A 19,352-nucleotide genomic window follows, 5' to 3' on the forward strand; every position below is an offset into this window, starting at 1 on the left:
GTGCCAGTTTCTACTGACTACATTGCTTTTAGGCTCACCTTGTTAAAGTCCAGTTATGAAACTGGTCTTACTATTAATATCAGTAAACCTACCAATAAATATAATTACTGTTAACATCAATTCTCCAAAACTAAACTATAGATACAAGTTTGGAAACTGATATTAATAAGTCATATCAAAGGTAGAAAATATGCAAACAATTGGTAGCCAAAAAGACAGTGCAGCTTGGGTTATTCAAACTTGGGCAGCTTTTGTGATTTCTATTTCTATGACCACCTTCGGCATTGTAAACTTACCTGTAAATGGCTGGGTGAAAGGCTTTATGGGTATGGGTATGGCTTTCTCTGTTGGCTCAACTTTTACTTTGGCAAAAACTACTAGAGACTTGCATGAAACTAGAAGATTAACTGCTAGGTTAGACGAGGCAAAAGTAGAAAAATTACTTTCACAACACGATCCTCTAAATTTCAAATGAAGGAAGTTAGCCCTTACAGGAATTCTAAATTCCAAATTATCCCTGCATCAGAAATTAACTACATAATGAAAAACAAAAAGACTGGATATACCAGTCCTTTATTATATTGATTTAACGTTTTTATCTTAATAACGGGATTTTTTGGTTTTTGACTTTTGCTTTTTACGCCGACGTTGGCTAGCAACAACTGCCTCTTCTACAGGATAACCTATTAAAGGAATTACCTGATATTTGCGTTCTTCTTCTAACTTTTTCAGTTCAGTGTAATCTACCCAGTGAATGCAATCAACCGGACAAGTGTCAATTGCTTCTTGGATAATTTCCTCAGCGTCCCCATCTTGACGAACCACGCGCGATCGCCCATAATCTGGTTCAATATAAAAGGTGTTACGCGCAACATGAGCGCAATGCTTGCAACCAATACAGGTGATTTCGTCAACATAAACACCATTTTGGCGAAATACACCACCCAATTCCGGTTCTAAACCAGAACGCTCTGGGGCATCCCGTAAAAAACCCCCTAATTCTGGTTCCAAACCGGAACGGTTCTCTTCTTGTTCTTCCGGCGACGGCAGAAAATCAGCCATTACGCACTCCAGCGTTGTACTACCAAGCGAATTGAACCATCTTCATTTTTTTGTTGTTCAGAGACCTGAAAACCAACACGAGTGGTTTCTTTGACAACTGTTTGATAAGCATAGCGCTGTGTTACCTGGCGCAAAAATCCATCTACAGACAGGTTTTGCTGCCAATATTGTAAGTCAGCCACCAGTTCATATTCTTTGCCATTCCATCTAAAACCGATGTCATAGCCATTTTCCTGCTCAATACTAATTTCCGCAGGATGGGTTTGACCGCGATAGCCACGGACTTCGCGTGGGCCGGGTTTCCAGTCTACGCCCAATTCAGTTAAAGCATCTTTCAAAGAATCAAGGTTACGGATTTGAGTCTTAATTTGGCTAAAGTGTGACATGGTGGTTATGAATTAATAACACTAAACTACTGTGAAAACTTACCAATCGCTGTAAGTGGTGTGTGTATTCGCCATATTAGATTGCTGCACCTTAGCGGCGAAATATTCTGAGGTTGGCTCATGATTAAGTACTTGCCCCAGCTGCGCCTCAATTGCTGCTGTAACCTCAGCGCAAGAAGCCCCCACAATGCCAGTGACTTTCTCTTGTACCCGACCGTCTGGATAAATTATGAACTCTAATGTCTCCATTCTTTTGGCCAACCAGGATAAGTACGCTTAAATTCTACTGCCTTAGCAGAAGGCTACAAATATAGCCGTAGGAACATTTTTATTTAGATACGAACTTGCCATTTGTTAACTAATGTTCCATCTTTCAACATATATATCTCAGAATCTTTACAAAACTTATTAATATTATAAGCATACACATCAGTATTTAGTTAGTTTCTCTTAGCCTCATTGATTAGTCAAGGTAACTACTGAAGCTTGCTAAGTAAGCTGCAAAAGTCCTAAAAATAAGCATTAGAGGTAGTATGACCAGCAAAATAATCCACAAAAACCTAAAATTTCTTGAAAAACTTTATTTTATCCATTCCATTTAGCTTATTATATTAGGATTTTACAGAGCGTAGTGTCAGCCCTACAGCAAGCTCGTGGGGTATACTTACGTAGCCTATTACTGACTTTAGCTAGCATTGGGTATAGAGAGATTTTTAAACTGCGTTCGCCCAAAGCGTTGGCGTAGCCATTGCCATTTTCTGCCATTGGTGAGATTGACTAACATCGACCTAGATAGTTAAAACATGTACAAGTTTGCCCCAGCTTGGGAGAAAGAGCAAATAGTCTTTGGTGCTGCGCGGCCTGGATACACTGACAAGAATGTTCAGGATTGGATAGAATTCATGAAGCGTCAAGATATCATGCGTATTTGCTGTCTTCTTGATGAACAACAGCTAGCTTCTTACTCCGATCTTCTAAACATATACAAACAGGAATTTGGGAATCAGCTAGTTTGTTGGACACCAATTGCAGATTTCCATTTATCTGATTTAGAAACCCTCACACAGAAAATACTTACTTTCTTAATAGAAGCTGATAAACACAATGAGAAAGTTGTTGTACATTGTTCTGGTGGAATTGGACGTACTGGACATGTGTTAGCGGCATGGCTAGTTAGTGTCCGAGGATTATCAAATCAAGCTGCAATAAATGCTGTCAAGAGAACAGGTAGAAATCCTTATGAAGCCGCGATCGCTGCTGTGTTTAGAGGTAGAAATCCTTTGACAATTGTAAAAGAACTTGACGTACTTCTGAATGATTGCCGTCTTGCAGTGAATAAAACATTTTGATGCTATCATCCTATTTAATCAGTCTATTTGCAAGGTAAATTTTATGGCAATGGTTCTAGATAAAGTAGTTCCTTTTGGGAGGTCACTAAATGAATATATAAAAATATTTAATTTAACAAATGCGGACTTAAATAAAAAAATCATTGGGATTGGGGATGGGCCAGCAAGCTTTAATGCAGAAATGACGCGTCATGGTAAAAGTGTTGTTTCTATTGATCCACTGTACCAATTTTCCAGTGATGAAATATTGAAAAGATTTAATGAAGTGGTAGATAACATCATTCATCAAGTCAAGGCTACATCAAATGATTGGGTATGGAGCTATCACAAATCTCCGGATGATTTGCGGCACAATCGAGTCAAAGTTATTCGAGAATTTTTGTCTGATTATGAGACTGGCAAAAAGAGCAACAGATACAGAGTCGGTAAATTACCAAAATTGGCTTACGATAATCAAGAGTTTGATATAGCTCTTTGTTCGCATTTATTATTTTTATATTCAGATCATCTCGATTACGATTTTCACTTAAATTCAGTAGGTGAAATGTTGCGTATTGCTAAAGAAGTTAGAATATTTCCCCTTATCACTTTAATGTGGAAACATTCACAACATTTAGATGAAATAGTTAAATATTACACTTTAAAGGGTTACAACATAGATATTCAAAAGGTTGAATACGAACTACAGCCTGGTGGAAACCAGATGTTGAAGATAACTAGAGATATTATATAAAAGTAGTGCCAGCAATAATTACATCACCTAATGGCTCAAAATGTAACACTATAATTTGCTCTGGGTGTAAACCGACAGATTCATAAGTGCGTCCATTACGATCGCTAAATTCAACTTCAAATGCAGCGCCACCAGCTAGTAATTCTACTACTGTGCCAACTTACCACGGTACAGGTTGTATTCAAGCAGATTAACTGTCACTGCTACTACATCCAGCAACTTGATTGTACTTTTATTCATCTTGTATCACTTCCAAATACTTATAGAGGATTAAATCACTCAGGATTGCTATAGAGCCTTCCATATTCTCAAAAATCTCATGCAAACAAAAGATTGTATAGTAAGCAATCTCATTGCCTCAAATTATAAATTTTACGGATTTATTTCTTTATATGTTTTCAAAATCCGAGCAGCAAGTTGTTTAAATTGTTCTTCAGTACCTATATTAATAGGAAACAACTTGAGACGGAGACGTTCTATTATATCAGGCGCATTCCCTATCAAAGCTAATTTGATATAAGAAAGACGTATTAATGCTACTTCACAAGTAATAAAGCCAAAGTTATTTCTACCGCTTTCATTAATCCATAACACTGTAAATTTTATGATTTGGTCTCTATATTGTTCTAAATCTCTTTTAATTTCTCCAATAGTAGAATAACCTGAATACAATAGGTACTCGATTGTATCCGATTCAACCTTTTGGTTTTCCAAGAGAGGTAATTTTATTTTGTTAGATATAGCTTGACTTATTTGTTTAACTAAAGGTTCTCTTTGTATAAACTCTTTAATTGACTCTATATCAATTATTACATTGTTCAAATTATTTTGATTCATACTATCTTCTACCTGAATTTTATACTCCTCAATTGCATTGCGAAGATGTTTAAATTCCTCATCAGCCACTTCGAGAAGTGCAGCAAGACGGGAAAATCTCCGCTGAATTGGTTGGGGAGGTGAATTTTTGCTTTTGTATCCAAGGTCATGCTCTATCTCAGCCCAAGTATGCTGAAGAATTGAACGAATTTGTATTTCAAAACGGAAATCTGAAACTAAGGTATTTTCAGGTAACTGACCTCGAATTTCAGACAAAGAAGCTACATAATGAAGTGAAAGATAGCCAAATCTATTGGGTTCTAGAGCTTTTCTTTTATCATTAGAATTTTGCTCATCTATCTTAAATTCAGATTCAATAATTTTTGCAACTTCATCAACAGTATCATAATAAAGGGTGATGACTCGAAAACCAACAATATCAGTTATATCTCTTAAATAAGAGTACTTGTTTTTACGCTCTATTTTCTTGCTAAGGCTATCCTTTGATTTTATTCTTGAACTTATAGTATGAATATTTGCTTTATTTGGTTCTAAAAAATCCTTTAAAAGTTCTTTTATCTTTATTTCAAGTTTATCGAGTATTATCAGGCTATTATCATACTCATTGAGAATGTTGTTTTGCACGTTATTAGTCATGGTTATCCCGTTTAGTGTAGCGTTATATCTCTGAACAGCATACTTTCAGAAAATATTAGGACTTACGCAAAACTACATGCTGTAGGGGCAATTTATGAATTGCCCTTACCTGAGAATCAGGGTTTCGGCTATTGTTTGCGTAATTACTGAATCTGTTGGTAAGGAAAATTTCCTTTCTTAATGTAAGTGTCAAGATAGTTACCGTGAGAATCCGCACTCATCAATCCAGTGTACAAGGACTCCGATATACCAGAGTACTGATAAACAGAACCTTTCAGGAACTTAACCTCCAAAATTTGTTGTTTTGTGTCGTAACCGATAGAAGCAATGTTTGATGATGAAACAGAAGTTCTTTGCATTATTTTTTATCCTGGCTATATTAACTTTGTTTATAAAGATACTAGCAATATTACCTTACAGGTATTAGTAATATCACTGATCTAGTAGCCACTTACTCTGATTCAAACTTCCGCCAAAAGTCTATTGACTTCAAACAAATATATTGAGAAACTAATAGTTAGTTTAACTAATTAACAGTGCATCAAACTTGTGACAATACTGACGGGAAAAATAAATCGATCGCAACCTCCTAGCGAACCAAAACTGTTGATTTTGGAAACTCAGGGACTCACACGCCGTTTTGGGAAGTTAACCGCAGTTAATAACCTGAGCATATCTGTGGAACAGGGCGAAGTATTTGGATTGCTTGGCCCCAATGGTGCAGGGAAAAGTACAGTTATTAAAATGTTGACAACCTTACTGCCTATCAGTGCAGGGAAAGCAACCTTAGCTGGCTATGATGTGACTCGTCAACCTAATCCTGTAAGACGGGCTATCGGCTATGTCCCCCAGGCGCTGTCTGCTGATGGTAGTCTCACGGGTTACGAAAATCTTTTAATCTTCGCCAAGCTTTATGGAATACCTGCCAAAGGACGCGATCGCCGCATCTATGAAATTCTAGAATACATGGGTTTGCAAGATGCCGCCAAGCGCTTGGTACGAAACTACTCTGGTGGGATGATTCGCAAGCTGGAAATTGGCATATCAGTTTTACATCAACCCCAAATTCTGTTTCTTGATGAGCCGACTGTCGGACTAGATCCCATCGCTCGAACTCAAGTATGGCAGCTTGTACTACAACTCTGTGCTGATTACGGCACAACTATATTTTTAACAACCCACTTTTTAGAAGAAGCAGATAGCTTATGTAATCGAGTGGCGATTATGCAGCACGGTGAGGTCGTTACTACAGGTATACCAAGCGACTTAAAAGCCTCACTAGGTAAGCTTGACGCAACTTTGGATGATGTCTTTATTCACTATACAGGCAACCAGTTAACATCAGGAATCAACTACCGTGACACAGCAAGAACCAGACGTACTGCTCAACGGTTGGGTTAAAGCACCACCCAGCGTCCGAGTAAATTTAATCTCTGCAATTAAAGAGCTAGTTACAAAAACCCTGGCGATCGCTGAGTTGGAAGTGCGTAAACTCCGCCACGATCCTACTGATTTAGTAGTTAGATCAGTGCAACCGTCATTATGGTTGCTGATTTTTGGGCAAGTGTTCTCCAAACTTCGGGAAATTCCGACAGGGAACTTACCATATTTAGACTTCATGGCTGCTGGCATTCTCGCTCAAAGTGTGTTGTATGTAGCTATTTTCACCGGTGGAATGACACTAATTTGGGAGCGGGATTTAGGGATTGTGCATAAATTCCTTGCTAGTCCTACACCCCGTATAGCAATGGTCTTGGGCAAAGCTCTAGCATGTGGGGTACGATGCTTATCACAGGTAGCAGTAATTTATGTATTGGCTTTAATCTTACATGTAAAATTAAATCTCCATCCTCTAGCTTTTCTACAAGTGCTATTGATAGTAATGCTGGGGGCGGCTTGCTTTTGTCTTTTTTCATTAATTATTGGCTGTTTGGCAAAAACCAGAGAGCGAATGACAGGAGTTGGACAAATGTTAACTATGCCGTTATTTTTTGCCAGCAATGCTATTTATCCGATCTCAATGATGCCCGACTGGTTAAAGTTTCTTTCCCACTTGAATCCCTTAACTTATCAGGTTGACGCCTTACGCAGCAAAATGCTAGTGGATGGAATCAGCGTCTATGGCTTTGGTTGGGATTTGGCAATTCTCTTATTAACATTAACAGTCTTGGCGATTATCGGTGGACGACTTTATCCACGGGTAGCAATGTAATCCAAGGAACTAGCATCTATGCCTTTGGTCTGGATTGTACAATTCTCTTATTAACACTAATAATCTTAGCCATCATTGGTGGAAAATTTTATCCACGGGTGGCCATGTAACTAGGAGAACAACAAGCCCATGACCTTGGATAAACCTACTCAAGGTGCAACTTCCGAAGAATGTGCCGCTAGAGTAATGGAGACAGTTCCATTAGTGATGCGGTTTATCCGAGCGGATATGCGTGCCCATAGTGCCGCCTTTTTATCTATACCTCAGTTGCGATCGCTTGCATTTATCAATCGTAATCCTGGTGCTTCATTATCTGACTTAGCAGAGCATTTAGGTGTCACCTCTGCCACGGCATCAGCAACCATAGAACGTTTGGTACAACGCGACTTTGTGCAGCGCATCGCTCATCCTCAAGAGCGGCGGCGGGTGCTGCTCAATTTAACTGAAGATGGAAAACATCATCTCAAGCAATCCCAAGATCAAACTCGCGCTCATATTAGCGACTTGCTAAAAGGTCTTACAGAAGACCAAATTTCCAATATTGAAGAAGGCTTAACTCTACTAAAAAATGTCTTCGAGAAAACAGAACTCAAAGCCCCATAACTCTGAGGTTGCACAGCACGATCCCTTTGCAGCCTTTAAGTTTCGAGACTATCGGCTATTTACCATTGGACGGCTAGTGCTGTTCGTGGGATCGCAAATGCAAACTGTAGCCATAGGCTGGGAACTCTATGAGCGGACTAACTCAGCGATAATTCTAGGTGGTGTAGGACTGGCGCAAGTCTTGCCGATGATTGTTCTCACCTTAATTGCCGGAGATGTTGCTGATCGCCGCGATCGCAAACTCACTATGTTACTGTCAGTCATGTTGCTAGCTCTCTGCTCGCTAGCTTTAGCAGTGCTTTCCTATACTCATGGTGCAGTTTTTTTAATTTACGCCTGTTTGGTATTAACAGGTGTCGCTAGAGCATTCCTCAAACCAGCGAGTGATGCTCTAATGTGGCAATTAATACCTGTTAGCGCTTTTACCAATGCAGCCACCTGGAATAGTAGTAGCTTTCAGTTAGCGGCAGTCATAGGCCCAGCCTTCGGAGGATTTGGGATTGCGCTATTGGGAAGTGCTACAGGAGTGTATATAGCAGCAGCGTTCGCAGCCTTGCTGTGTTTTATTTTAACACTGGCAATCAAAGAGCAAAAAAGTATTCGCTCAACCGAACCAATTTCATTTAAAGCACTTGCAGCTGGTGCTAAATTTGTTTGGCAGAATCAGTTAATTTTAGCAGCGATCACATTAGATATGTTTGCTGTATTGTTGGGTGGTGCGATCGCCTTGCTACCCATCTTTGCCAAAGATATTTTACATGTGGGGCCAGTGGAATTAGGATACCTACAAGCAGCTCATTCCATCGGTGCTTTGACTATGGCGATTACCCTGGCATATTTACCACCACTACGCAAAGCAGGCCCAGCCTTATTGTGGTCAGTGGTTGGCTTTGGGGTTGTCACAATTATCTTTGGACTTTCTCGTTCTTTTTGGCTGTCTATGTTGATGCTGACGCTTGGTGGCGCACTAGATAGTATTAGCGTTGTGATTCGTCATACATTAGTTCAAATCAGAACACCAGATCATTTACGTGGTCGGGTTGCTGCTATTAATAGCGTGTTTATTAGTGCCTCGAATGAATTAGGAGGCTTTGAATCAGGCTTAACTGCTGCGTTATTTGGCCCGGTGATTTCTGTTGTGGGTGGTGGAATTGGCACAATTGTAGTAGTGATTGCTACAGCTATTATTTGGCCGGGAATTCGGAAGCTAGGGGCTTTGCAAGAGTATAAATAGAATTGCTTGTATATTAGACATCATAATAATGCCCGGTAAATAACTTATAATCCTCTCCTAAGAAACAAGGCAGGAGGCAGGAGAGTTTTTACCTTCTCACTCTCCAGAATTACAGCCTGCCGAGCCTTTATGGACACTCACGAATGAACCGATTGCATGCTCGGAGTTTTGAAAGTCAAGGGCGTGGTTGAGGAGATATTATTTCAACGCTGTCGTCAAATTATTCATCAGCCTGATTTTGTACATCGCTTAACCAATTTTCACTAGTGGCCGGAACTAGCGGCTTAATTATGGGCTATTTGCTGGACATCATATTATACCAACATTTAAAGTTCCTTTGTAGTCTACCAACCCCACACAACCGCTTTGCATTCGGGAGAAGTTTTGTGGCGGCCCTTCTTTCGTGCGGTAGAGTTTAGCGAGGCGATTCCAGTCATGACGGCATAGAAAAATCATGACTATCGTGGAAAATGTAAAAAAAACGATGTATATCCACTGAGGGGTATGTGGCATTTGTTTTTAAATCATTGATGATTGACGCTTCAACTCTAAGCAATGTTTAACGACAAGTCTCTTTGCGCCTACGTATTCATCAATCAACCACATTCCCTTGAATTTTTTCAAATTATGGGAGCATCCCAGTTAAGAATTGCTCAATAGAAACTCTATTCATTCAAAAAACTGGCCTTAATTAAAGCCAGTTTTTTGATTTTATTGCAAACTTCTAGCGGACTTAAGGCCGAGTATTAACGGAACACACTTGAGAAGATATTATTAAGCTTTCTCATTAAAATGTCAAGATTTTATGAATTATTTCCCCAAAGTTTGCGATTATATATCGCAATTTCCCTTAAATTCTCAGGCTGTGCTGATAAATTTTTGTCGCCAAAATGCTGATTCATCAAGGCGGGAACTTGTGTAGCTTGAATTCGACTATGGCGTGTTTTATCTGGCATAACTAAATTCGGCCCAGCTTTACAGTTCTTCATACAACCAGTGCCCTTGATTGTAACTTGGTCTTCTAAACCGCGATCGCTTAAAGCCGCCTCCAACGCCTGACAAACTGCTTTACCACCACGTTTCATACAATCAGACTTTTGACACACTAAAATCGTGGCCTTAGTCTTAGCTGGTTTCACCTTGACATTATCAATAGATGGGGGTTTATGTGGTGCAGCGATGGTTTGAACTGCCGCTATTTCAGAACGCGCCACCATCACACGTTCAGCTTTCAATGTAACTTTGTCTTTTTTTATATCGTATTCTTTATAACCAACAACTTGTAACCAAGTACCTGCTGGTAGCCGCAAGTCAAAAGCAGCCCGTAAATGTTTAGCAAGTTTAACGTAACATTCACCCTCATGAGTAGCCAGCAGTAAACCTTTGAGCTTATAGCCATCTTTAATAACAAAATCTATAAATCTGCCCTCAAGGCGAAATTCTGAGACTTCCATCTTGTGAGATCCACCCATTTTTATAACCTCCTTTTAATTAATACAAGCTATCAAGCGAGATATTCTCAGATGCTAAAGATTAGAACTCTTAGTAGCGACTTTTCCAGCAACACTCAAGAGTCCAAATCTGGTCTTGACGAGAGGCTGTAAATCGCCGTACTACACTCCAAAGTTGAACAGCCGCAGTCAGATTGCTAATTTCAACTTTTAATGGCTGGTTAGCCGCACAACTACAGGGAATGTCTAACTCCTCTAGACGTTGATAGACTTGCCAGCGGTCTACCCAATTCACCTCTACAAGCTGGTTTATTTGTATTTCTGAACTATACGATTTCAAGAGAATTGCCCTCAAAGTGCAACAAACTTGCAGTAACTACTGCCATTTAACCCCTGCTTTTTGAAAGTCTTAGTAGTCTAGTTTCTTTAAACCAGCATACCTTAAGTGCAAACAATTCTCATTAATTTTGGAAAAAAAATAAAATTTTTGCAATCATCCCATGAGGGAGATGAGGATGACCTGGACAATCAGGGCAAGGAGGTATTTACTTCCCCATCTCCCCTTACTCCCTTGGGGATGATTGCACACTTAAATACTCATGTCAATAGTAATGAAAAATATACACAACTAGATGAGCGTGCCATAATCCAGCAAACGAGAAACTTAAGACTTTTAGTAAACAAAAATACAAAATCTTGCGATAACAAATTGGCTTGCTCTTGTTGTGAAAATGTTAATATGTAAACAATGAGCAGTTAAAATCTATAATTGCTAAATAGCGAGGAGAACAATGTCTGAAACGCAAACTTTGTTACGGAATTTTGGTCATGTATATGACAATCCTGTGTTACTGGATCACAGTGTAACTGCTCCAGTTACAGAAGGATTTAACGTTATATTAGCTAGTTTCCAGGCACTGTACTTGCAGTACCAAAAGCATCATTTTGTAGTTGAAGGCTCAGAATTTTACTCTCTGCATGAGTTTTTTAACGAAAGCTACAACCAAGTACAAGATCACGTTCATGAAATTGGCGAACGTTTGGATGGACTGGGTGGTGTGCCAGTAGCTACCTTCAGCAAATTAGCAGAATTAACCTGTTTTGAGCAAGAATCTGAAGGCGTATATTCCTCTCGCCAAATGGTGGAAAACGACCTAGCTGCCGAACAAGCAATCATTGGCGTAATTCGTCGGCAAGCTGCTCAGGCAGAGAGTTTAGGCGATCGAGGCACACGCTATCTGTACGAAAAGATTTTGTTGAAAACTGAGGAACGTGCATATCATTTATCTCACTTCCTCGCCAAAGACAGCTTAACTTTAGGGTTTGTCCAAGCAGCTCAAAGCTAAAATTTTCATAATCTAGATTTGTCTACCTAGACTCAAAGAAAAAGTTGGTAGTCCAACTATTAAAATATTATAAAAAATGGCAGAGAATGGTATACCTATTTCTCTGCCGTTTTTCATCTAAGTAAACATATTTATATAATCTTTAACGTTGAAAATATTTAGCAATTAGCTAGTTAAGATAAATTTTTATCTAAGTAATCTATTTGTGTATAAATAAGTAGACAAATAGATACCAAAATAAATCATCATTTATCACCAGGTTCATCAGATTAAATAATAAAGATTCGCAAAAGCTTTATAAATTTGAGGATTGTAATTAAATAAAATTAGAAATACAAAATAATCATTGGGCATAGGCATTGGTTATTAATTATTCTCCCCTGCTCCCCCACTGCCCACTCCTTCCTATCATCAAACTTAGAAAACTTAATAATAAAAAGCACGATAGGGGGTAAAGACCCTTAAAATGATCAGGATTTCTATTTTCGTATTCCAAGGCAACGACTATGCCCCGCCGTGACGACCTCCGGAAGATTCTACTGTTAGGTTCTGGTCCAATTGTGATTGGACAAGCCTGTGAGTTTGACTACTCTGGCACTCAAGCCTGTAAAGCACTCCGAGAAGAAGGCTATGAAGTGGTTTTGGTCAACTCCAACCCTGCGACGATTATGACCGACCCAGAAACGGCCGATCGCACTTACATTGAGCCGCTGACGCCGGAATTGGTCGAAAAAGTCATCGAAAAAGAACGCCCCGATGCTCTACTACCAACGATGGGAGGACAAACTGCCCTCAATCTCGCCGTTGCTTTAGCCAAAAAAGGGGTGTTGGAGAAGTACGGCGTTGAGTTAATTGGCGCTAAACTCCCAGCGATTGAAAAAGCCGAAGATCGAAAGCTGTTTGGTGAAGCAATGGCAAGGATTGGGGTAGCTGTTTGTCCTAGCGATACAGCCGAATCTTTAGAAGAAGCCAAAGCTGTTGCCCGCCAAATTGGTAGTTATCCCCTAATTATTCGTCCAGCTTTCACAATGGGTGGAAGTGGCGGTGGTATTGCCTACAACCAAGAAGAATTTGAAGAAATGGCACAAGTAGGTATAGATGCCAGTCCTGTTTCGCAAATTCTCATTGACCAGTCTTTACTAGGCTGGAAAGAATATGAACTCGAAGTGATGCGTGACTTGGCAGATAACGTGGTGATTATCTGTTCCATCGAAAACCTTGATCCGATGGGCATTCACACCGGGGACTCTATTACCGTCGCTCCCGCGCAAACCCTTACTGATAAAGAATATCAAAGGCTGCGGGATATGGCAATTAAAATCATCCGTGAGATAGGTGTGGAAACTGGTGGTTCTAATATCCAGTTTGCCGTCAATCCGCTGAATGGTGATGTGGTTGTAATTGAGATGAACCCCCGCGTTTCCCGCAGTTCAGCCTTATCTTCCAAAGCTACAGGTTTCCCCATTGCTAAAATGGCCGCAAAATTGGCTGTGGGCTACACCTTGGATGAAATTAAAAATGACATCACCAAGAAAACTCCCGCGTCCTTTGAGCCGACAATTGACTATGTGGTGACAAAAATCCCCCGCTTCGCCTTTGAAAAATTCCCCGGTTCCGACCCAGTGCTGACAACCCAAATGAAATCAGTCGGGGAAGCAATGGCAATTGGGCGGACGTTCAACGAATCCTTCCAAAAGGCACTGCGATCACTCGAAACCGGACGCGCTGGTTGGGGTTGCGATCAAGCCGAAAAATTACCCAGTGGCGAACAAATTCGCGCCCAACTGCGGACACCTAACCCCGATCGCATTTTCTCTGTGCGCCATGCTTTGCAACTAGGGATTAGTGCTGAGGAAATCTACGAACTGACTGGTATTGATCCGTGGTTTCTAGATAAATTTCAACAACTGCTAGATGTCGAGAAATTTCTCAAGCGAACACCTTTACAGCAGTTGACAAAAGAGCAATTTTATGGAGCGAAGCGGGATGGATATAGCGATCGTCAGATTGCTTACGCCACCAAAACCACTGAAGATGAAGTTCGTGCCTACCGCAAACAATTAGGAATCATCCCAGTTTACAAAACCGTAGATACCTGCGCCGCTGAGTTTGAAGCCTTTACCCCCTATTATTATTCTACCTACGAAGAAGAAACAGAGGTTTTGCCTGTAACCAAGCCAAAAGTGTTGATTTTGGGTGGTGGTCCCAACCGCATTGGACAAGGAATTGAGTTTGACTATTGTTGTTGTCATGCCGCTTATGCCTTGAAGGATGCGGGGTATGAGACAATTATGGTCAACTCTAACCCAGAGACAGTCTCGACAGACTACGATACCAGCGATCGCCTTTACTTTGAGCCGTTAACAAAAGAAGATGTCCTTAATATTATCGAAACTGAAAATCCAGTTGGGGTGATAATCCAGTTTGGCGGGCAAACACCATTGAAATTAGCATTACCGTTACAGGAGTATTTGCAGAGACTGGGGACTGGGGAGTGGGGACTGGGGAGTGGGGAGATTTCCCAATCCCCATTACCCTTTATTCCCAGAGGGGGTCCCACCTTCCCCAAGATTTGGGGTACGTCACCCGATTCCATCGACATGGCAGAAAACCGGGAACGGTTTGAAAAGATTCTCCAACAATTGAATATTTCCCAACCGCCTAATGGTATTGCCCGGAGTTATGAAGATGCGTTGATTGTCGCTAAACGTATTGGCTATCCGGTGGTGGTACGTCCTAGCTATGTGTTGGGAGGACGGGCGATGGAAATCGTTTATTCCGATGCTGAGTTGGAACGCTACATGACCTTTGCGGTACTAGTGGAACCAGAACATCCGATTTTGATTGATAAGTTTTTGGAAAACGCGATTGAAGTAGATGTTGATGCGATCGCTGATCGTACAGGACGGGTAGTAATTGGTGGTATTATGGAACACATTGAACAGGCAGGTATTCACTCAGGAGATTCCGCTTGTTCCTTACCTTCCATTTCCCTATCGCCAGCAGTTCTCAATCAGATTCGCACTTGGACGATACAGCTAGCACAAGCATTGTCAGTCGTAGGATTGATGAATATTCAGTTTGCTGTTGTCGGCGCAAGCAGCTATTCTCCCCAAGTTTACATTCTAGAAGCTAATCCTCGCGCTTCCCGCACAGTGCCCTTCGTATCTAAAGCTACGGGCGTACAGTTAGCAAAACTAGCATCCTTAATTATGTCAGGGAAAACCTTAGAGGAGCTACATTTTACAGAGGAAGTCATTCCCACACATATTGCTGTAAAAGAAGCAGTATTACCCTTTAATAAATTCCCAGGAACTGATACAATATTAGGCCCAGAAATGAGATCCACTGGTGAGGTGATGGGGATTGATAGCGACTTTGGCCGTGCCTTTGCCAAAGCGGAAATGGGTGCTGGGGAGCGTTTACCGTTAACGGGAACTGTATTTGTATCAATGAGCGATCGCGATAAAGCTGCTGCAAGTGCTGTGGTGAAGGAATTAATCGATTTGGGCTTTACAGTGATGGCTACCCTTGGTACACGGCGAGTTCTTCTCGAACAGGGGTTAAAAATTGAACTAGTATTAAAACTCCATGAAGGTCGTCCCCACGTCCTAGATGCGATCAAAAACCAGAAAATCCAACTTATTATCAACACACCATCAGGGGAAGAAGCCCAGACTGATGCTAGGTTAATCCGCCGCACAGCCTTAGGTTACAAAATTCCCATCATTACTACCATTGCTGGTGCAAAAGCTACCGTAGCCGCCATCCGTTCCTTACAAAATACGACTTTGGACGTGAAAGCCATCCAAGATTACTGTGCCAAGGAGTAGGGAGTAGGGGGGTAGGGGAGCAGGGAGACAAGGGGGATAAATCAATTCAAAATTCAAAATTCAAAATTCAAAATTAAAGAACTTCTGTCTCCTGCCTCTTCTTCGTCTACCTTGTCTCTTCTTCATGCCCAATTCCCAGAAAAAATTAAACAATTGTTAGAAGAGAATGAATATAGTTCTCATTGAGATACTTTAACAGATATGAGGAAAATTATTTGAACCAGATAATTTCTTAAATTGACTTTTAGTCAGCCTTAAGATAGAGGGCAACGTTGCATGAACTGGAAAAACCAGAAAATTTCATGTCGCTATCTAGCCAAAATATTCTCATAAATGTTACAATTGTTAATATGAATTCCATCAAACATGTTTAAAAAGCAACCTTTTATCTAACTGTAGATACTTGTGAAAAGTAGGAAATAACTGTAGTTTTAGCAGTTAAGAAGCCTAAATTTGATTATTATGAGCAGCCGAGTTTCTCAGGCGCGTAAGTTGCAAACCGTAGTATAAATTCCCAGTTGGACTGGCTAAAACCCTAATAAATAAAGAAAGCATCTATCCTTTAATGACCCTACCGCCAAACCCATCATTACCAAAGAGTAGCGCCATGAAGACCGCTCAGACAGCCACAGACCTCGTGCGGACTTACCTGCGTGAGATTGGCCGAGTGCCACTTTTAACTCACGAGGAAGAGATTTTCTATGGTAAACAGGTGCAACGTTCCTGCGCTTTGCACGAATCAAGGGAATCTCTTGCCACCCAGCTAGGTCGCCAACCGACTATAGAAGAGTGGGCCAAAGCGACAAACCTAGAACCAGCAGAGTTGAACGAAGCGATCGCAGATGCTGAAATTGCCAAGCGCAAGATGGTAGAAGCCAATTTGCGGCTAGTAGTATCCGTTGCCAAAAAATACATCAAGCGCAACGTCGATTTACTGGACTTGATCCAAGAAGGTAGTATCGGTATGCAACGGGGCGTAGAAAAGTTTGACCCCACCAAAGGGTACAGATTTTCTACTTATGCCTATTGGTGGATTCGGCAAGCGATTACTCGTGCTATTGCCGAAAAAGCTCGTACCATTCGGCTGCCGATACATATTACTGAAAAATTAAATAAGATTAAAAAGGCACAGCGCCAATTATCTCAAAAGTTGGGACGCGCTCCGACGGCTGGGGAGCTAGCTCAAGAATTAGAATTAACCCCCAAACAAGTACGAGAGTATTTAGAAAAGGCGCGTTTGCCCCTTTCCTTGGATTTGCGGCTGGGTGATAACTACGACACCGAACTCGGAGAAATGTTGGAAGATCCAGGCGCTTCTCCCGAAGAGTTTGTTATGCAATCTTCCCTATCTTATGACTTAGATCGCCTGATGGGCGATCTAACACCACAACAAAGGGAAGTAATTACGCTGCGCTTTGGCTTAACTGATGGGCAAGCTCTGACTCTGGCTAGAATTGGTGAAATACTGAACATTAGCCGAGAACGAGTTCGACAAATTGAGCGGGAAGCCTTAAGCAAACTTCGCAAGTCTAAAGCCAATATGGATGAGTATTTGGCAAGTTAGGAGTAAGGAGTGATGAGTTTTTAATTAACTCCCCACTCCTTACTTATTTATTGGGGTGAGAAAATACGCTGACTTTGGTACGGTTACACCTACTTCCACTCTGACGCTAGGCTGTTACATTAGTTGACAGGAAGACAGAATAATTAAGTCAAATCCAAAACGGACATTTAATATTCAAATCACAAGTACCGCAGCTAATAGTGGTAGTTAAGGAGCTAAAAAATGAGTAACTCATCCAATCGTGTCTCAGAATTTTTTAATAGCGAATCAGAAACTAACGATTTATTATGGCAGTACGTTAAATCCTTGAGTCCAGAAACAGTTACCCAGCTATCCAAACCCACGTCTGCCGAAGTCTTTCAAGTGATGGAACGGAATATTACAGGACTATTGGGTAATCTACCTTCAGAACACTTTGGTGTTACTGTAACCACAAATCGCGAAAATCTGGGTAGGCTTCTTGCTTCTGCCATGATTAGTGGTTATTTCTTGCGTAACGCTGAACAGAGAATGAATTTTGAAATGGCCTTACAAGGCTCTGAATTCAACAATAGCGAAGTTGACTAGAAATGTAAGATTTGGAAAATTCAATATTGTTGGGCTGATAGCTAGTAACAGTTACAGCGATATGAATTGAAAATAAATCTCTACAAAATCTTTGCTGCTAATTCCCAAGTATGTATCAGCTAAGTTTTTTAAAATATCCAAATAGTGACGAATTGAGGTTGGAATTCAAACGCAGAGGAACGCGGAGGTTGGCGCAGAGTAGCGCCAAGTTTTTGGATTTTATTTATCTGTGAACCTCTTATAATTTTGTAATTAGTTCAACTAGAGGTGTATTGCTAAATGATTAATACACATTTGTGGATAAAGTAATAGCGGTAGAAGACCTTTGCAATAAATCTCAACTCGGCAGAGTTACAACTATTCTGCCGAGTTTTATTATTAGTCAACATTCAAGAGTCAAAATTCAGGAATTTTTCCCCTACCTCGTACTCCCCATTGAAATATGAGTGAAACCAGTTCTTTACCGCCCCATAAAATCATTGGTGTTGCAGTTATTTGGAATAACCAAAAGCAAATTTTAATTGACCGCCGTCGTCCAGAAGGAGCGATGGGTGGTTTGTGGGAATTTCCTGGTGGTAAAATAGAGCCTGGTGAAACCATCCAAGAGTGTATTCAACGGGAAATTTCCGAAGAACTGGGAATAGTAATTGAAGTGGGAGAGCATCTGATTACTATTGACTACAGCTATACAAACTTGCGCGTTACCCTCACAGTACATCACTGCCGCCATCTTACAGGTGTCCCTCAACCGTTGGAATCCGATGAAATTCGCTGGGTAACTTTGGGAGAACTAGAGCAGTTTACTTTTCCTAAAGCAAATACTCAAATTATTGCTGCATTAAAAGGGACTGGGAACTAGGAAACAAGCAGAGGGAGCAGGGGAGCATACTTCTCTACGAGAGGCTGCGCCAACGACTATGCTCAGTAATCGGGGGAGCAGAGGAGAATAATCAATACCCAATGCCCAATTTCCAATGACTAATCCCGTAACAATCTATTAATTGCATCAGGTTAAGTCCCGCAATTTTCTACAATAGGCGGAGGGACTTTGATTTAAGGTGTCAGCAAATAAATGCCTAAAACCGTTGCCGATGTGATGAGCCGCGATCCTATTGTTGTCCGAGAGGAAACTCTACTCAATGAAGCTATCCAAATTCTCGCAGAACGCCATATCAGCGGACTACCTGTTGTGGACGATCTCGGTAAATTGGTGGGCATTATCTCGGAAACCGATTTGATGTGGCAAGAAACTGGTGTTACCCCACCTGCGTACATTATGTTTCTTGATAGTGTCATCTATTTAAAAAATCCTGCTACATATGAACGTGATTTGCACAAGGCTCTAGGGCAAACAGTCGGGGAGGTGATGAGTAAAAACCCGATCACTATTTCCCCTGATAAAACTTTAAAAGAAGCAGCTACAATCATGCACGATCGCAGCGTTCACCGCTTGCCAATAATTGATAGCACAGATCGAGTAATTGGTATTCTCACTCGTGGTGATATTATTCGGGCAATGGCTGCTAGTCAAGATTAGTC

21 protein-coding genes and 1 pseudogene are annotated in these 19,352 nt (G+C 40.8%); 13 read left to right on the forward strand and 9 right to left on the reverse strand.

Annotated elements, in window-relative coordinates; translation table 11 throughout:
* Positions 1-190: 190 nt before the first annotated feature.
* The gene (locus V7K89_RS13180) at positions 191-475 is read left to right on the forward strand and encodes a YiaA/YiaB family inner membrane protein (protein WP_335187717.1); all 285 of its coding nucleotides are present in this window, start codon (positions 191-193) and stop codon (positions 473-475) included.
* 125 nt (positions 476-600) lie between these two features.
* On the opposite strand, the gene V7K89_RS13185 is transcribed toward V7K89_RS13180, so the two are convergent.
* From V7K89_RS13185 to V7K89_RS13195, 3 genes are read right to left on the reverse strand one after another with little or no spacing between them, the layout of a single operon-like run.
* Positions 601-1,062: a ferredoxin gene (locus V7K89_RS13185; protein ID WP_335187719.1), complete on the reverse strand. Its 462-nt coding sequence runs from the start codon at positions 1,060-1,062 to the stop codon at positions 601-603.
* Positions 1,062-1,448 (reverse strand): DUF1257 domain-containing protein, encoded by a 387-nt coding sequence (locus tag V7K89_RS13190; RefSeq protein WP_335187721.1) that lies wholly within the window; start codon positions 1,446-1,448, stop codon positions 1,062-1,064. The genes V7K89_RS13185 and V7K89_RS13190 overlap by 1 nt, the downstream gene beginning before the upstream one ends.
* 39 nt (positions 1,449-1,487) lie before the next feature.
* Positions 1,488-1,697: a DUF2997 domain-containing protein gene (locus V7K89_RS13195; RefSeq protein WP_273766383.1), complete on the reverse strand. Its 210-nt coding sequence runs from the start codon at positions 1,695-1,697 to the stop codon at positions 1,488-1,490.
* Positions 1,698-2,251: 554 nt separating this feature from the next.
* Here V7K89_RS13195 and V7K89_RS13200 point away from each other — a divergent pair.
* A complete protein-coding gene (locus V7K89_RS13200; protein WP_335187723.1) occupies positions 2,252-2,797 on the forward strand; it encodes a protein-tyrosine phosphatase family protein in 546 nt (181 codons plus the stop codon).
* A 43-nt stretch (positions 2,798-2,840) separates the two neighbouring features.
* A complete protein-coding gene (locus V7K89_RS13205; protein WP_335187725.1) occupies positions 2,841-3,530 on the forward strand; it encodes an SAM-dependent methyltransferase in 690 nt (229 codons plus the stop codon).
* Here the strand turns inward: V7K89_RS13205 and V7K89_RS13210 are convergent.
* The 3 genes and pseudogenes from V7K89_RS13210 to V7K89_RS13220 form a co-directional block, all read right to left on the reverse strand.
* Positions 3,523-3,770, reverse strand: a pseudogene (locus V7K89_RS13210) (DUF4926 domain-containing protein). The gene V7K89_RS13205 and the pseudogene V7K89_RS13210 sit on opposite strands and share 8 nt — an antisense overlap.
* Before the next feature lie 132 nt (positions 3,771-3,902).
* Positions 3,903-5,003 (reverse strand): GTP pyrophosphokinase, encoded by a 1,101-nt coding sequence (locus tag V7K89_RS13215; protein WP_335187727.1) that lies wholly within the window; start codon positions 5,001-5,003, stop codon positions 3,903-3,905.
* A 143-nt stretch (positions 5,004-5,146) separates the two neighbouring features.
* Complete coding sequence (locus V7K89_RS13220) at positions 5,147-5,362, reverse strand: KTSC domain-containing protein (RefSeq protein WP_335187729.1); 216 nt, start codon at positions 5,360-5,362, stop codon at positions 5,147-5,149.
* Between the two features lie 190 nt (positions 5,363-5,552).
* Between V7K89_RS13220 and V7K89_RS13225 the strand changes: the two genes are divergently transcribed.
* The 4 genes from V7K89_RS13225 to V7K89_RS13240 all read left to right on the forward strand — a co-directional run bounded on the left by V7K89_RS13225 (position 5,553) and on the right by V7K89_RS13240 (position 9,052).
* Positions 5,553-6,404, forward strand: a complete 852-nt coding sequence (locus V7K89_RS13225; RefSeq protein WP_335187731.1) for an ABC transporter ATP-binding protein — start codon at positions 5,553-5,555, stop codon at positions 6,402-6,404.
* Entirely contained in the window at positions 6,361-7,215 is an 855-nt protein-coding gene (locus V7K89_RS13230) for an ABC transporter permease (protein ID WP_335187733.1), read from the forward strand. Before V7K89_RS13225 ends, V7K89_RS13230 begins: the two co-directional genes overlap by 44 nt.
* A gap of 129 nt (positions 7,216-7,344) precedes the next feature.
* Positions 7,345-7,818, forward strand: a complete 474-nt coding sequence (locus tag V7K89_RS13235) for a MarR family winged helix-turn-helix transcriptional regulator (RefSeq protein ID WP_335187735.1) — start codon at positions 7,345-7,347, stop codon at positions 7,816-7,818.
* Positions 7,784-9,052, forward strand: a complete 1,269-nt coding sequence (locus V7K89_RS13240; RefSeq protein WP_335187737.1) for an MFS transporter — start codon at positions 7,784-7,786, stop codon at positions 9,050-9,052. The genes V7K89_RS13235 and V7K89_RS13240 overlap by 35 nt, the downstream gene beginning before the upstream one ends.
* Positions 9,053-9,361: 309 nt before the next feature.
* On the opposite strand, the gene V7K89_RS13245 is transcribed toward V7K89_RS13240, so the two are convergent.
* The 3 genes from V7K89_RS13245 to V7K89_RS13255 form a co-directional block, all read right to left on the reverse strand.
* Positions 9,362-9,508: a hypothetical protein gene (locus tag V7K89_RS13245; protein ID WP_335187739.1), complete on the reverse strand. Its 147-nt coding sequence runs from the start codon at positions 9,506-9,508 to the stop codon at positions 9,362-9,364.
* Positions 9,509-9,855: 347 nt separating this feature from the next.
* Positions 9,856-10,524 (reverse strand): (2Fe-2S) ferredoxin domain-containing protein, encoded by a 669-nt coding sequence (locus V7K89_RS13250; protein WP_335187741.1) that lies wholly within the window; start codon positions 10,522-10,524, stop codon positions 9,856-9,858.
* A 70-nt stretch (positions 10,525-10,594) separates the two neighbouring features.
* Positions 10,595-10,843: an Asr1405/Asl0597 family protein gene (locus tag V7K89_RS13255; protein ID WP_335187743.1), complete on the reverse strand. Its 249-nt coding sequence runs from the start codon at positions 10,841-10,843 to the stop codon at positions 10,595-10,597.
* A gap of 451 nt (positions 10,844-11,294) precedes the next feature.
* Here V7K89_RS13255 and V7K89_RS13260 point away from each other — a divergent pair, with 451 nt between their 5' ends.
* From V7K89_RS13260 to V7K89_RS13285, 6 genes are all read left to right on the forward strand, one after another.
* Complete coding sequence (locus V7K89_RS13260) at positions 11,295-11,849, forward strand: Dps family protein (protein ID WP_292866553.1); 555 nt, start codon at positions 11,295-11,297, stop codon at positions 11,847-11,849.
* A 506-nt stretch (positions 11,850-12,355) separates the two neighbouring features.
* Positions 12,356-15,682 (forward strand): carbamoyl-phosphate synthase large subunit, encoded by a 3,327-nt coding sequence (gene carB, locus V7K89_RS13265; RefSeq protein ID WP_335187745.1) that lies wholly within the window; start codon positions 12,356-12,358, stop codon positions 15,680-15,682.
* A gap of 607 nt (positions 15,683-16,289) precedes the next feature.
* Positions 16,290-17,246 carry an RNA polymerase sigma factor, RpoD/SigA family gene (locus V7K89_RS13270; protein ID WP_335187747.1) on the forward strand — a complete coding sequence of 319 codons (957 nt, stop codon included), beginning with the start codon at positions 16,290-16,292 and terminating at the stop codon, positions 17,244-17,246.
* Between the two features lie 222 nt (positions 17,247-17,468).
* Positions 17,469-17,813, forward strand: coding sequence for a DUF760 domain-containing protein (locus tag V7K89_RS13275; RefSeq protein WP_335187749.1), 345 nt, complete (start codon positions 17,469-17,471; stop codon positions 17,811-17,813).
* A 442-nt stretch (positions 17,814-18,255) separates the two neighbouring features.
* Positions 18,256-18,672, forward strand: coding sequence for an 8-oxo-dGTP diphosphatase MutT (gene mutT, locus V7K89_RS13280; RefSeq protein WP_335187751.1), 417 nt, complete (start codon positions 18,256-18,258; stop codon positions 18,670-18,672).
* A gap of 213 nt (positions 18,673-18,885) precedes the next feature.
* A complete protein-coding gene (locus tag V7K89_RS13285; protein ID WP_335187752.1) occupies positions 18,886-19,350 on the forward strand; it encodes a CBS domain-containing protein in 465 nt (154 codons plus the stop codon).
* The last annotated feature ends 2 nt before the right edge of the window (positions 19,351-19,352 follow it).

The sequence above is a fragment of the Nostoc sp. genome (genome assembly GCF_036917515.1).
Taxonomy (GTDB): domain Bacteria; phylum Cyanobacteriota; class Cyanobacteriia; order Cyanobacteriales; family Nostocaceae; genus Nostoc.